Below are 12076 nucleotides of genomic sequence, written 5' to 3'. Positions count from 1 at the left end.
GTGGAGCGTGAGTGAACCGCGGTCCGCGCCGACGGTCGGGCAGGTCGTCCTCGGTCGCCGCCTGCTGGACCTGCGGGAGCGCGCCGGCCTCAAACGCGAGGAGGCCGCCCGCGTCCTCCGCGTGGCCCCCGCCACCGTCCGCCGCATGGAGACGGCGGAGGTCGGCCTCAAGATCCCCTACCTCCAGCTGCTGCTGAAGTCCTACGGCGTCTCGGACGAGGAGGCCGAAGCCTTCGTCCAGCTGGCCGAGGAGGCGAACAGACCCGGCTGGTGGCAGCGGTTCCACGACATCCTGCCGGGCTGGTTCTCCATGTACGTCAGCCTGGAGGGCGCGGCCGCCCTCATCCGCTCCTACGAGCCGCACTTCGTCCCCGGGCTGCTGCAGACCGAGGACTACGCGCGAGGGGTGCTCAGGTCGGGTGCGGTCGGCCAGACCAAGCCCGAGGACATCGAGCGCCACGTCGATCTGCGCATACAACGCCAGGATCTGCTCACCCGTCCCGACGCGCCCCGATTCTGGGCCGTCATGGACGAGACCGCGTTGCGCCGCCCGGTCGGCGGCCCGGAGGTGATGCGTGCCCAGATCGACAGGTTGCTCGAGGCCACGAAGCTGCCCAACGTGACGCTGCAGGTCGCGCCCTTCACCAATGGGCCGCACCCCGGCACGTACGGGCCCTTCGTGCTGTTCCGATTTGCCATGCCGGAACTCCCGGACATGGTCTACAGCGAGTACCTGACCGGCGCCGTCTATCTCGACGCGCGTGCGGAGGTGGCGACCCACCTCGAGGTCATGGACCGCATGGCGGCGCAGGCCGCTACGGCACATCGCACGAAGGAGATCCTCCGGGATCTCCGCAAGGAGCTGTGAATGGATCGCAACAAGCCGCGCAAACCCGTCTACAACGGCATGCCCTCGCGGGAGCTGGGCAGCGAGGGATGGCACAAGCCGTGGAGCGGCGGCAACGGCGGCAACTGCCTGGAGGCGATGAAGCTCGCCGACGGGCGGATCGCCGTCCGTCAGTCCACCGACCCGGACGGGCCGGCGCTGATCTACACCACCGACGAGATGACCGCCTTCATCGAGGGCGCCAAGGCGGGGGAGGCCGACTTCCTGCTGTCCTGACCCTTGCCGCCGATTGCCGATTGCCGATCGCCGATTGACAGTCACCCGTTGTCAGGTGCCCGTTGCCCGTTGTCAGTCGCACCTTCGTCCGTTGCCCGTTGCCCGTTGCCTCGTCCCGTCGATTCTCTTGTGTTGGCACTAAGTGATCATTGTTTGTGGCAGAGCCCGCGTCCTCACACCGTCATCGGGCGGTCGTACGGCCCGATCGGCGACGGCAGCTGCGAACCGCCCGTCAGGTGGCGGTCGACGGCCGCCGCGACCGCCCGGCCCTCCGCGATCGCCCACACGATCAGCGACTGGCCGCGCGCCGCGTCCCCGGCGGCGAACACTCCGGCGACATTGGTCGCGAAGGAGGAGTCCCGGGTGATCGTGCCGCGCGGGTCCGTCGCCAGCCCCAGCTGGTCGATGAGCCCGTCGGCGCGGTCGGGTCCGGAGAAACCGAGCGCGAGCAGCACCAGGTCGGCGGGGAGCGTGCGTTCGGTGCCCCGCCGCGGGGTGCGCGCCGCGTCGACCTCGACCAGGTGCAGCGACCGCACATGCCCGTGCGCGTCGCCCTCGAAGCGGAGCGTCGACGCCGCGAACAGCCGCGCGTCCGCGTCCGCCGCCGGCGCCGTCCGCAGCTCACGGGCCTCCTCGTGCGCGGCCGACAGCCGGTAGATCCTCGGGTACGTGGGCCAGGGCTCCGCGTCGTCGTCGCGGTCGGCGCCGGGCTGCGCGTAGATGTCCAACTGCGTGACGGACGCGGCCCGTTCCCGTACCGCGGTGCCCAGGCAGTCCGCCCCGGTGTCACCGCCGCCGACGATCACGACGTGCTTCCCGGCGGCGGACATAGGGGAGGTCCGCAGGTCCCCCGCGCGCACCCGGTTGGCCAGCGGCAGATACTCCATCGCCTGCCGGACCCCGGCCAGCTCCCGCCCCGGCACGGGCAGGTCGCGCCAGGCGGTCGCCCCCGTGGCGATCACCACGGCGTCGTAGCGCGATCTCAGCTCCGCCGCCCCGACGTCCCGCCCGACCGCCGTGGAGGTACGGAACTTCGTGCCCTCGGCCCGCATCTGCTCCAGCCGCCGGTCCAGATGACGCTTCTCCATCTTGAACTCGGGGATGCCGTACCGCATCAGCCCGCCGAGCCGGTCCTCCTTCTCGTACACGGCGACCGTGTGCCCCGCCCGGGTCAGCTGCTGTGCGGCCGCGAGCCCGGTGGGGCCCGAGCCGACGACCGCGACGGTCCGTCCCGAGAGCCGCTCCGGCGGCCGCGGCGGCACGAACCCCAGCTCCCAGGACCGGTCGGCGACGGCGACCTCGACGTTCTTGATGGTGACCGCGGGCTGGTTGATCGCGAGCACACACCCCGCCTCGCACGGCGCCGGACACAGCCGGCCGGTGAACTCGGGGAAGTTGTTGGTGGCGTGCAGGCGGTCGGCCGCCGTGCGCCAGTCGTCCCGGCTGACCAGGTCGTTCCACTCGGGGATCAGGTTGCCGAGCGGGCAGGCGTCGTGGCAGAACGGGACGCCGCAGTCCATGCAGCGATCGGCCTGCTCGCCGACGATGGGCAGCAGGGCCCCGGGCACCTGCACCTCGTCCCAGTCGCGCACCCGCTCCTCGACCGGCCGGCGAGGCCACTCCCGGCGCGGGGTGGACATGAATCCCCTGGGATCGCCCATGGCCGTCTTCCTTGCCTGCGGACTCGCCTGCGGACACGGCGAGCTCGTCCACGGACGCGACGAGCCGGCGTCACCGGCGGAACTCCTGCGGCCACGATACGACTGCCGCGCCACCTGCGCAGAGGGGACGAACAGCGGTTTCCAGGCGTCAGGTGAGGGCTATGACGTACGCCACCGCCGAGCCGGCCGAGGCGATCGTGCGGACGTGGTTCCAGAAGGTCCACTCGCGCACGTACGTCGGCCAGTACGCGGCCGCCTCCGGGGTTCCCGGATCCAGCCGCGCCAGCGCGTCGTTGCGCGGCACGCTGGCGACCATGGTCACCCCGAACGAGCCGAACAGGTACAGGGCACTGCCCAGCAGCAGCGCCACCCGCCCGTCGCCGGGCCAGAGCACGAACGTCACCACGGCGAGCACCGCGCACAGCACCGCCGACCCCACGAACACCAGCATGAACGCCGGCGTCACCGCGGTCACGTTGATCGCGTTCATCGCGGCGACACCTTGCGCCGGCGGCAGCGATGCCAGCCCCCTCATCACGAACGTGGAGAACCCGCAGAACACACCGGCCACCAGGCCGGTCCCCAGCACACCCAGCACCGTCAGCCAGAGGTACGGTCCGTCGGTCATGTCGTCAACTCCCCCGTCGAGCCGAGACCCTGCCCGGCGCCTCTCGTCACCTCAAGGGACATCGCGTACGGACGCCGTAACTGCGGCCGTGACCGCGGCCGCGGCCCAGGGAGGCGGGCCCGAGCGCCCGCGGCCGGGCGGGGACCTCCGGCGCGCCACGTGGGCTGCCGCCGCTGCCTGCACCGGCGCGTCCGGAGGCGCCCGCACCGGTGTGTCCGGGGATGGCTCGGCCGAGGTTCCCGCCCATGCGCCCGGGGATGCTTCCGCCGGGGTTCCCGCCCACGCGTCCGCGGGTGCGTCCGCCCGTGTGTCCACCGGTGATCGCGCCGGTGCGGGATCTGCCCGGCGCTCACCGTCCCGTCTTCGTCCGTCACCCGATCTCCGCCCTTCCCGTTCGCCACTCCCGCAGCACCGTCTCCACCCCCGCTCCGTACCTGTCTGATTCCCCTCTGACAGGGCCCGTGACCACCGGACGACCGGGCCTGTGCGCATCGCGCGCCGAGGCCGGCGCATCATGGCCGTGTGCGACTCGAAGCGATCACCTGGGACCGGCTCGGCGACCTCCTGGCCGACCGCCTGCTCGACCTCGAACCTGCCGACGGCGGCCCCTGGCTCCGTGTCGCCTTCGACGGCGCCCCGGCGGCCCGACCGGGAGACCTCGCCGAGCGGGTGGCCGAGGCCCTGCGCGTGCGCGGCCGTCCCTCGCTGACCGTCGGCGCGGAGGGCTTCCTGCGGCCCGCCTCCGTCCGCCTTCAGTACGGCCGCCAGGACATCGACGCCTATTACGACGGCCGGCTGGACACCGGCGCCCTGTGGCGCGAGGTCTTCGGTCCCCTCGAACCCGGCGGCGACGGACGCGTCCTGCCCGACCTGTGGGACCCGGTCACGGACCGTGCGACGCGCAGCCCGTACGTCCAACTCCCGCCCGGAGGTCTGCTGTTGCTGCACGGGCCCCTCCTGCTGCGCCACTGGTTCCCCTTCGACCTGACCGTCCACGTCCTGCTCTCACCCGGTGCCCTGCGCCGCCGCACCCCCGAGACCGACCACTGGACACTCCCCGCCTACGAGCGCTACGCCGACGAGACCGACCCGGCGGGCACGGCCGACGTCCTCGTCCGCGCGGACGACCCACGGCATCCGGCGTGGAGAGGCTGACGCCCGGCGGCGCCCGCCGGCGCCCGGAGGGCCGCAGGGACCGCGAAGACCGTCGGAGCTGGGAGCGAGCGGCCTCCGTACGCGCTCTCGCACAAGCACCTCGGTGTCAACCCGCTCATCCCGGGACGGCGTCGTCGACCCGCTCACCCCGGGGCGGCCCGCCGGGCGTCCGTCACCGCGGAGTTCCGGGTGCGGAGGGCGGGCCGCGCCGGGAGAATGAGGGGCGCCGGGACCAGCGGTGCGTCCTGCGCCGCGCCGGCCGTCCGGCACCGGGAGGTACTCCATGACCACTGCCGGAGACATCATGCACCGTGGTGCCCAGTGGATCCCCGCCCACGAGACGCTGGACCGCGCGGCCCAGCTGATGCGCGAGCTGAACGTCGGAGCCCTGCCCATCAGCGACGAGAACGAGCGGCTGTGCGGCATCCTCACCGACCGCGACATCGTCGTCGGCTGTGTGGCCATGGGCCACGACCCCGCCAGGACCACCGCCGGTGAGATGGCCCACGGCACCCCGCGCTGGATCGACTCGGGCGCCGACGTCGGCGACGTGCTCCGGGAGATGCGGGACCATCAGATCCGCCGGCTCCCCGTCATCGAGAACAAGCGGCTGGTCGGCATGATCAGCGAGGCCGACCTGGCCCAGCACCTGGCGGAGGAGCAGATCGCCGACTTCGCGCACGGCGTCTACGCCAGGACGACGACGAGCTGACCGGCCCGCCGGGGCACCTCACAACCAGCCGTTGCGCCGGAAGCCGCGGTGGAGCGCCAGGCAGGCGACGGATATGACGCCGAGGACGAGGGGGTAGCCGAACGTCCAGTGCAGCTCCGGCATGTGATCGAAGTTCATGCCGTAGACACCGCACACCATCGTCGGCACGGCGATCACCGCGGCCCAGGCTGTGATCTTCCGCATGTCCTCGTTCTGCGCCACCGTGACCTGCGCGAGGTGCGCCTGCAGGATCGAGTTGAGCAGTTCGTCGAAGGCGGCGATCTGGTCCTTGGCCCGCATCACATGGTCGAAGACGTCCCTGAAGTACGTCTGTATCTCCGGGCTCACCACCCGGATCGGCCGGGTGGCGAGTTCCTCGACCGGACGGCCGAGGGGGACGACGGCCCGCTTCAGCTCCAGCAGTTCCCGCTTCAGCTGGTAGATCCGACCCGGGTCGGCCCGCTCGCCGTTCTCCGCGAACACGTCCATCTCCACCTGGTCGATGTCCGCCTGGACCGCGTCGGTGACGTGCAGATAGTCGTCCACCACATGGTCGGCGATCGCGTGCAGCACCGCCGCGGGCCCCTTCGCGAGCTGTTCCCGGTCGGCCTCCAGCTCCTCGCGCAGCGGGCCGAGCGAGCCGTGCATGCCGTGCCGGACCGAGATCACGAAGTCCTCGCCGACGAACACCATGATCTCGCCGGTGTTCACCACCTCGCTGGTCGCGGTCAGTTCGTCGTGCTCGACGTAACAGACGGTCTTGAACACCGCGAACAGCGTCTCGCCGTACCGCTCCAGCTTGGGGCGCTGATGCGCCTCGACCGCGTCCTCCACCGCCAGCGGATGCAGGTCGAAGAGCTCGGCGATGCCCGCGAACTCCTGGTCCGTCGGCTCGTGCAGACCCAGCCATACGAACCCCTCGCCGTCCTTGCGCACGCGCTCCACGGCGTCGACCAGGTCGCTGCCGGCCGGCTCGCGCACACCCTCCCGGTACATCACGCAGTTGACCACCGAGGAGCCCAGCGGGGAGCGGGCCGGGTGGCTGAGGTCGACGCGGGGGCGCCGCCTGGTCAGCCGTGCCACCTTGCGGAGGTTGCTCACCTTGCCGAGGTGCGTGACCTTCCGCAGATTCCCTGCCATGGACATCTGGAACTCCTAGCGTGGGTCTCCGGGCTCGAAGCGCGCTCCGCGCTCCGCCCCGCTCGGGTGAGCCGCCCGCCTGTGCCGTGGCGATCAGTCTGCCAGGTCCGCGTAAGGGGTGGGTGAGGCTGTGGGAGCAGGCCATTCCGCTTTGTTCCCGCCTGTGGACGAAGGATTCCGGCGGCCCGCCGTACCGCCGCGACTGCGATGATCACGGCATGAGCGAATCCGACGGGTACCTCCTCGACAACCGGCAGACCGAGGCGGCGGAGCGCTTCGACGCCTTCACCGCGCTCTTCGATCCCACGACCTTCCGGCACCTCGAAGGGCTCGGCATTGGCTCCGGCGGGCGCTGCTGGGAGGTCGGCGCGGGCGGCGCCTCCGTGGTGTCCTGGCTGGCCGAGAAGGTCGGTCCGGACGGGGAGGTCCTCGCCACCGACATCGACACGTCGTTGCTCACCTCCGTCACCCGCCCGCCGGTGCGGGTGCGGGTCCACGACGTCGGCGCCGAGGAACCCCCGGGCGAGGGTTTCGACCTGGTGCACGCCCGCCTCGTCCTCGTCCATGTCCCGGACCGCGAACGGGCGCTGCGGTCGATGGTCAAGGCCCTGCGCCCCGGCGGCGTGCTCCTGGTCGAGGACGCCGACCCCGCCCTGCAGCCCCTCGTCTGCCCCGACGAGCACGGCCCCGAGCAGGTACTCGCCAACCGCCTGCGCCGTGGCTTCCGCCGGCTCCTCGCCGAGCGGGGCGCCGACCTCTCCTACGGCCGCCGCCTCCCGCGCCTGCTGCGCGAGGCCGGCCTGGACGACGTACGGGCCGACGCCTGCTTCCCGCTCACCTCGCCGGCCTGCGCCGCGCTGGAGTCGGCCACCGTCCGCCAGATCCGCGACCGCCTCGTCGCCGCGGGCATCGCCACGGACGACGACATCGACCGCCACCTGGCGAATGTCGCGGCCGGCGGGATGGACCTGGCCACGGCACCGATGATCTCGGCGTGGGGACGCAAGCCGTAGCACCCGGGGGACCGGTGGTCCTTCCCCCGGCCGCACCCTTGCGGCCTGCCGCAGATCACACGAGCCTGAAGAACATGACCGACAACACGATGCGTCTCGACCATGTCGTCCTGTGGGTGCGCGACCCGGTGGCCTCGGCCGACTTCTACGAGAAAGCGGTCGGGCTGCGGCCCCTGAGACTCACCGAGTTCTCCGCGGGGGAGGTCTCCTTCCCCTCGGTACGGCTGAACGACGAGACCATCATCGACCTCATGCCCCGCTCCATGGCACAGGGCATGCAGATGGTCCCCGGCGCCGCCGACAGCTCGGGCCATCCGGTCAACCACGTCTGCCTGGCCCTGCCCGGCGAGGAGTTCGACGCCCTGCACGGCCGCCTCGAGGAACGCGCCGTCCCGGTCTCCGAGTTCTCCCACGACTCCTACGGCGCCCGCGGGAAGGCCCGGCGCAGCTTCTACTTCCGCGACCCGGACGGGAACGTCTTCGAGGCCCGGCACTACGACTAGCCGCGCGGCCGGCCCGCGAGGGTGCCCACGCGCGTACGCGTGGGCACCCTCTGTCCGCCTTTCCTCTCTCCGTCTGCCCTTCTGTCCCGCTGTGTCTCGTTCCTCCTGTTCAGCGGCTCAGACGGGGCTCACGCCGCTCAGTGCCCCGTGCGGATCGAGCACGTACTTGCGGCTGGCGCCCTGGTCGAACTCGGCGTAGCCGCGCGGTGCGTCGTCCAGCCCGATGACGGTGGCGTTGACCGCCTTGGCGATGTGCACGCGCTCGTGCAGGATCGCCATCATCAGGCCCCGGTGGTACTTCATCACCGGGCACTGTCCCGTCGTGAAGTGGTGGCTCTTGGCCCAGCCCAGGCCGAGCCGCACCTTCAGCGTCCCGGACTTCGCGTCCTCGTCGACCCCGCCGGGGTCGTCCGTGACGTACAGCCCCGGGATGCCCAGGGCGCCGCCCGCGCGCGTGACGCCCATCAGGGAGTTGAGCACCGTCGCGGGTGCCTCCGGGGCGTCCTTGCCGTGGGCCCGTGCCTCGAAGCCGACCGCGTCGACCGCCGCGTCCACCTCGGGCTCCCCGAGGATCTGCACCAGCTGGTCCTCGATGCTGCCCTGCGAGACGTCGACGGTCTCGCAGCCGAAGCTCCGTGCCTGGGCGAGACGTTCGGGGTTGAGGTCGCCGACGACGACCACGGCGGCGCCCAGCAGCTGCGCCGACGCGGCCGCGGCGAGACCGACGGGACCCGCCCCGGCGACGTACACCGTCGAACCGACTCCGGCGCCCGAGCTCACCACACCGTGGAAGCCCGTCGGGAAGATGTCCGACAGCATGGTCAGGTCCAGCAGCTTCTCGCGCGCCTGGTCCCGGTCCGGGAACTTCAGCACGTTGAAGTCCGCGTACGGGACCATGGCGTACTCGGCCTGGCCGCCGACCCAGCCGCCCATGTCGACATACCCGTAGGCAGCGCCGGGGCGCGCCGGGTTGACGTTCAGGCAGATACCGGTCGCGCGTTCCTTGCAGTTGCGGCACCGCCCGCAGGCGATGTTGAACGGTACGGAGACGATGTCGCCGACTTCGACGAACTCGACGTCCGGCCCCCTTTCGACGACCTCCCCGGTGATCTCGTGTCCGAGGACCAGCCCTTCCGGCGCGGTCGTCCGCCCGCGCACCATGTGCTGGTCGCTTCCGCAGATGTTGCTGGCGAGCACCTTGAGGATCACACCGTGCCGGCACTTCCGGCCGACATTCTCCGGTGCCACCCCCGGCCCGTCCTGGAGTTCGAGCGTGGGGTAGTCGATGGTCCTGACTTCCACCGCTCCCGGCTTGAGATAGGCGACTGCCCTGTTTCCGGTCATGCGTGATCGCCGTCCCTTCGGCTCCGAGTCCTCGGATGCCAGTGGCTGTCCGCATGTCCGAGTCTGCTACTGCCTTCCGGTCTCGGCCACCCTTGCAGCAGTCGGTCAGAACAGAGGCTCAGGCAGCACGCCCTCCAGGGCGAGCAGCTTGCGCTTGGTCTCCAGCCCGCCACCGAACCCGCCGATGCCCCCGTCGCTCTCCACCACCCGGTGGCAGGGGACGACGACCGGCAGCGGATTCGATCCCATCGCCGTTCCGACCGCCTGGGCCGCGCCCGGCTGGCCCACCCGCCCGGCCAGATCGCCGTAGCCCACGACGGCGCCGTACGGGACGCCGGCGGCCAGCTCGCGCAGGACCTGCCGGTTGAAGCCGGATATCAGCGACCAGTCCAGCGGCAGCTCGAAGTCCCGCCGCTGACCGGCGAAGTACGCCCTGACCTGTCGTATCGCCTCGGCCAGCAGCGGTGAGTCGGGAGCCTCGACGGGCTCGCCGCCCAGCCGGGAGGCGAGCCGGGAGAGCGCCTTGTCACGCACCGCGTCGGTGGCGTGGAAGACGACGTTCACCAGGCCCTCAGGGGTCGCGGCCAGCAGCAGCGGACCGATCACGGTACCGGTCACCGCCCACACGACCTGCTGCTCGTACTGCCCATCGCTGTCCATGCGCCCACCGTACGACCCGCCACTGACAACGCCCGGCGGAGCCCGGCTCAGGGCGTCCGGAGTGCGGCGCGGACCACGTCCGGCTTGTCGCTGATGACGCCGTCGACGCCGTAGCGGGCGACCCGGCGGGCGGTCTCCCCGTCGTCGACGGTCCAGGCGAAGACGGCGAGCGGCCGGCCGTGCGGTCCCGCGACGGAGTGCACGGCCGCGACGTACTTTCTGGAGATCGAGCGCTGCGACGGGTTGATCCCGTCGGCGAAGCCCGCGCACCCGGGCAGGTCCGCGACGCTCGGTGTGCCGAGGAGGGCCGTCCTGACGGCGGGCGCGAGGCGGTGCACGGTCCGCAGGCTGTCCGCGCCGAAGCTCTGCACGATCAGCCGGTCCGCCAGGTGCCGCCGGTCGAGCCAGCCCTCGTCGCCGAGGACCTTCAGGATCTGCCGCTCGATGCCCGGGTACAGCTCGGGGTTCTTGATCTCAAGCAGCAGCTTCTGGTGGTTGTGCTCGACGCGGCGCATGTACCGTGCCAGCGTCGGCACGCGCGTGCCCGCGAACCGGGAGCCGAACCAGCTGCCCGCGTCCAGGCGCGCGATCTCGGCGGCGGTGAAGTCCTTCACCTTCCAGGGCGACCGGCGGGGGAAGACGTCCTCCACGTTCGTCGTCCGCCGGAGGCTGTCGTCGTGGATGACGACGAGCTCGCCGTCCTTGGTGCGCTGGACGTCGTTCTCGACCCAGGAGACGCCCAGCTCGGCGGCCCTGTCGATGGCGGCCAGCGTGTTCTCGGGCGCCTGGGCGGAGGCCCCCCGGTGACCGATGGCCAGGGGCCGGGTGCCGACGCCGCCCGGCCGGGCGTGGGAGACCGCGGCGTGGGAACCTGCCCTGGCGTCGGAACCGGGCACCAGGAGGGCGGCCGTCCCCAGGAGAGCGGTGGTGATGGCGGCGACTGCGCGCGCGTACATGCGGGCCCCTCACGTCGGTCTATCACGGACAGATCAACTGTGACAGCAGAGCGTGCACCATGCCGGAGAGCGCGACGACCACACATCGGACCGCGCGGCGCGGGTCCGCTCACCGGTGCCGCACAAGTGGGTCGACGACGTGTTTCTTTGCCGGAATATCGTTCGACCATTCCGGTGGGGGTCATACTCTCTGCCTCAACCCTGACCGCTCGGGCGGTCCTGGGAGGGGGCGCGTTTCAGCGGATCACGGACGCATCACGGACCAAGAGGGCGGAAGGGCAGCCGCGCATGCGAGGCACGGTCGACGGATTCAGCTACGGACTCGTGACACCGGTGGTGGCCTATCTCATGGCCTCCCTCGGCGGCGCCCTGGGCCTGCGCTGCACCACCAGATCGATGCGCGTGGCGCAGTCCTGGCGTCCCGGCTGGCTCGCCCTCGGCTCGGCGGCCATCGGTTCCGGGATATGGACCATGCACTTCGTGGCCATGATGGGCTTCACGGTCGAAGAGGCGCCGATCCGCTACGACGAAGCGCTGACGTTCGCCAGCCTCGGTGTCGCCATCGTGATGGTGGGCGTCGGGATATTCATCGTCGGCTACAAGGGCGCCAGGGGAGCGGCCCTGTTCACCGGGGGCACGATCACCGGCCTGGGCATCGCCTCGATGCACTATCTGGGCATGGCGGGCATGCGCCTGAACGGAACGCTGGAATACAACACGCTGACCGTCGCCGCCTCCGTCGTCATCGCCATGGTCGCCGCGACAGCCGCCCTGTGGGCGGCCGGACAGGTCAGAGGGTTCCTGTGGAGCGTGGGCGCGAGCCTCGTCATGGGCCTCGCCGTCGCCGGCATGCACTACACGGGCATGGCGGCGCTCAGCGTCCACCTGCACGACACGGGAGTGCCCACCGGGGGCGAGTCGCCCGCCGCGCTGCTGTGGCCCATGCTCGTGGGGCCGCTGTCCTTCCTCGCTCTCGCCGGCGTGGTCGTGCTGTTCGATCCGATGATGGTCATGGGCAGGCCGGCCGTGGCCCCCGTCGAGAACAAGCCGGGTGTCCCGGCCCATCCGGCGGTGCGCCACCAGGCCGCCCGCCGCCCGCCGCTCCGCCCGGTCCGGCTCTCGGACCGCAGCGGCTCCCGCGCCCCGCAGAACCGCTGACCGGCCCGCGTTGTCAGTGGCGG

Annotated in this window: 13 protein-coding genes; 7 read left to right on the top strand and 6 right to left on the bottom strand. The window is 71.6% G+C overall.

Annotation, left to right across the window (positions count from 1 at the left end; translation table 11 throughout):
- Window positions 1-7: 7 nt before the first annotated feature.
- Both ACJ9NR_RS10390 and ACJ9NR_RS10385 read left to right on the top strand, forming a co-directional pair.
- The gene (locus ACJ9NR_RS10390) at window positions 8-868 is read left to right on the top strand and encodes a Sco1979 family transcriptional regulator (RefSeq protein ID WP_412487231.1); all 861 of its coding nucleotides are present in this window, start codon (window positions 8-10) and stop codon (window positions 866-868) included.
- Entirely contained in the window at window positions 869-1123 is a 255-nt protein-coding gene (locus ACJ9NR_RS10385; RefSeq protein ID WP_412487230.1) for a DUF397 domain-containing protein, read from the top strand.
- 173 nt (window positions 1124-1296) lie between these two features.
- On the opposite strand, the gene ACJ9NR_RS10380 is transcribed toward ACJ9NR_RS10385, so the two are convergent.
- Both ACJ9NR_RS10380 and ACJ9NR_RS10375 read right to left on the bottom strand, forming a co-directional pair.
- A complete protein-coding gene (locus tag ACJ9NR_RS10380) occupies window positions 1297-2784 on the bottom strand; it encodes a glutamate synthase subunit beta (RefSeq protein WP_412487229.1) in 1488 nt (495 codons plus the stop codon).
- Window positions 2785-2932: 148 nt separating this feature from the next.
- The gene (locus ACJ9NR_RS10375; RefSeq protein WP_412487228.1) at window positions 2933-3412 is read right to left on the bottom strand and encodes an anthrone oxygenase family protein; all 480 of its coding nucleotides are present in this window, start codon (window positions 3410-3412) and stop codon (window positions 2933-2935) included.
- Window positions 3413-3934: 522 nt separating this feature from the next.
- Between ACJ9NR_RS10375 and ACJ9NR_RS10370 the strand changes: the two genes are divergently transcribed.
- Together ACJ9NR_RS10370 and ACJ9NR_RS10365 are read left to right on the top strand one after the other, a co-directional pair.
- A complete protein-coding gene (locus ACJ9NR_RS10370) occupies window positions 3935-4567 on the top strand; it encodes a nucleoside/nucleotide kinase family protein (protein WP_412487227.1) in 633 nt (210 codons plus the stop codon).
- Window positions 4568-4850: 283 nt separating this feature from the next.
- Window positions 4851-5279 (top strand): CBS domain-containing protein, encoded by a 429-nt coding sequence (locus tag ACJ9NR_RS10365; RefSeq protein ID WP_412487226.1) that lies wholly within the window; start codon window positions 4851-4853, stop codon window positions 5277-5279.
- 18 nt (window positions 5280-5297) lie between these two features.
- Here the strand turns inward: ACJ9NR_RS10365 and ACJ9NR_RS10360 are convergent, their stop codons facing one another.
- Complete coding sequence (locus ACJ9NR_RS10360) at window positions 5298-6425, bottom strand: magnesium and cobalt transport protein CorA (RefSeq protein ID WP_412487225.1); 1128 nt, start codon at window positions 6423-6425, stop codon at window positions 5298-5300.
- A gap of 212 nt (window positions 6426-6637) precedes the next feature.
- On the opposite strand from ACJ9NR_RS10360, the gene ACJ9NR_RS10355 reads away from it, so the two are divergent.
- A complete protein-coding gene (locus tag ACJ9NR_RS10355; RefSeq protein WP_412487224.1) occupies window positions 6638-7432 on the top strand; it encodes a methyltransferase in 795 nt (264 codons plus the stop codon).
- A 74-nt stretch (window positions 7433-7506) separates the two neighbouring features.
- Window positions 7507-7935 carry a VOC family protein gene (locus ACJ9NR_RS10350; RefSeq protein ID WP_412487223.1) on the top strand — a complete coding sequence of 143 codons (429 nt, stop codon included), beginning with the start codon at window positions 7507-7509 and terminating at the stop codon, window positions 7933-7935.
- A 117-nt stretch (window positions 7936-8052) separates the two neighbouring features.
- Here the strand turns inward: ACJ9NR_RS10350 and fdhA are convergent, their stop codons facing one another.
- The 3 genes from fdhA to ACJ9NR_RS10335 form a co-directional block, all read right to left on the bottom strand.
- Window positions 8053-9279 (bottom strand): formaldehyde dehydrogenase, glutathione-independent, encoded by a 1227-nt coding sequence (gene fdhA, locus ACJ9NR_RS10345; protein ID WP_412487222.1) that lies wholly within the window; start codon window positions 9277-9279, stop codon window positions 8053-8055.
- Between the two features lie 105 nt (window positions 9280-9384).
- Window positions 9385-9939, bottom strand: a complete 555-nt coding sequence (locus tag ACJ9NR_RS10340; protein ID WP_412487221.1) for a methylated-DNA--[protein]-cysteine S-methyltransferase — start codon at window positions 9937-9939, stop codon at window positions 9385-9387.
- Window positions 9940-9986: 47 nt separating this feature from the next.
- Window positions 9987-10895, bottom strand: a complete 909-nt coding sequence (locus tag ACJ9NR_RS10335) for a glycerophosphodiester phosphodiesterase (RefSeq protein WP_412487220.1) — start codon at window positions 10893-10895, stop codon at window positions 9987-9989.
- A 288-nt stretch (window positions 10896-11183) separates the two neighbouring features.
- Here ACJ9NR_RS10335 and ACJ9NR_RS10330 point away from each other — a divergent pair, with 288 nt between their 5' ends.
- A complete protein-coding gene (locus ACJ9NR_RS10330) occupies window positions 11184-12053 on the top strand; it encodes an MHYT domain-containing protein (protein WP_412487219.1) in 870 nt (289 codons plus the stop codon).
- Window positions 12054-12076: the final 23 nt, after the last annotated feature.

It is taken from the genome of Streptomyces sediminimaris (assembly GCF_047049295.1).
Lineage (GTDB): Bacteria > Actinomycetota > Actinomycetes > Streptomycetales > Streptomycetaceae > Streptomyces > Streptomyces sediminimaris.
This window is presented reverse-complemented; position numbering and strand designations above follow the sequence as displayed.

Excerpts from the sequence above, each read along its gene's own strand:
- ACJ9NR_RS10385 (WP_412487230.1), top strand. The coding sequence starts at position 869 with ATGGATCGCAACAAGCCGCGCAAACCCGTCTACAACGGCATGCCCTCG.
- ACJ9NR_RS10380 (WP_412487229.1), bottom strand. The coding sequence starts at position 2,784 with ATGGGCGATCCCAGGGGATTCATGTCCACCCCGCGCCGGGAGTGGCCT.
- ACJ9NR_RS10375 (WP_412487228.1), bottom strand. The coding sequence starts at position 3,412 with ATGACCGACGGACCGTACCTCTGGCTGACGGTGCTGGGTGTGCTGGGG.
- ACJ9NR_RS10365 (WP_412487226.1), top strand. The coding sequence starts at position 4,851 with ATGACCACTGCCGGAGACATCATGCACCGTGGTGCCCAGTGGATCCCC.
- ACJ9NR_RS10360 (WP_412487225.1), bottom strand. The coding sequence starts at position 6,425 with ATGTCCATGGCAGGGAATCTGCGGAAGGTCACGCACCTCGGCAAGGTG.
- ACJ9NR_RS10355 (WP_412487224.1), top strand. The coding sequence starts at position 6,638 with ATGAGCGAATCCGACGGGTACCTCCTCGACAACCGGCAGACCGAGGCG.
- ACJ9NR_RS10350 (WP_412487223.1), top strand. The coding sequence starts at position 7,507 with ATGACCGACAACACGATGCGTCTCGACCATGTCGTCCTGTGGGTGCGC.
- fdhA (WP_412487222.1), bottom strand. The coding sequence starts at position 9,279 with ATGACCGGAAACAGGGCAGTCGCCTATCTCAAGCCGGGAGCGGTGGAA.
- ACJ9NR_RS10340 (WP_412487221.1), bottom strand. The coding sequence starts at position 9,939 with ATGGACAGCGATGGGCAGTACGAGCAGCAGGTCGTGTGGGCGGTGACC.
- ACJ9NR_RS10335 (WP_412487220.1), bottom strand. The coding sequence starts at position 10,895 with ATGTACGCGCGCGCAGTCGCCGCCATCACCACCGCTCTCCTGGGGACG.
- ACJ9NR_RS10330 (WP_412487219.1), top strand. The coding sequence starts at position 11,184 with ATGCGAGGCACGGTCGACGGATTCAGCTACGGACTCGTGACACCGGTG.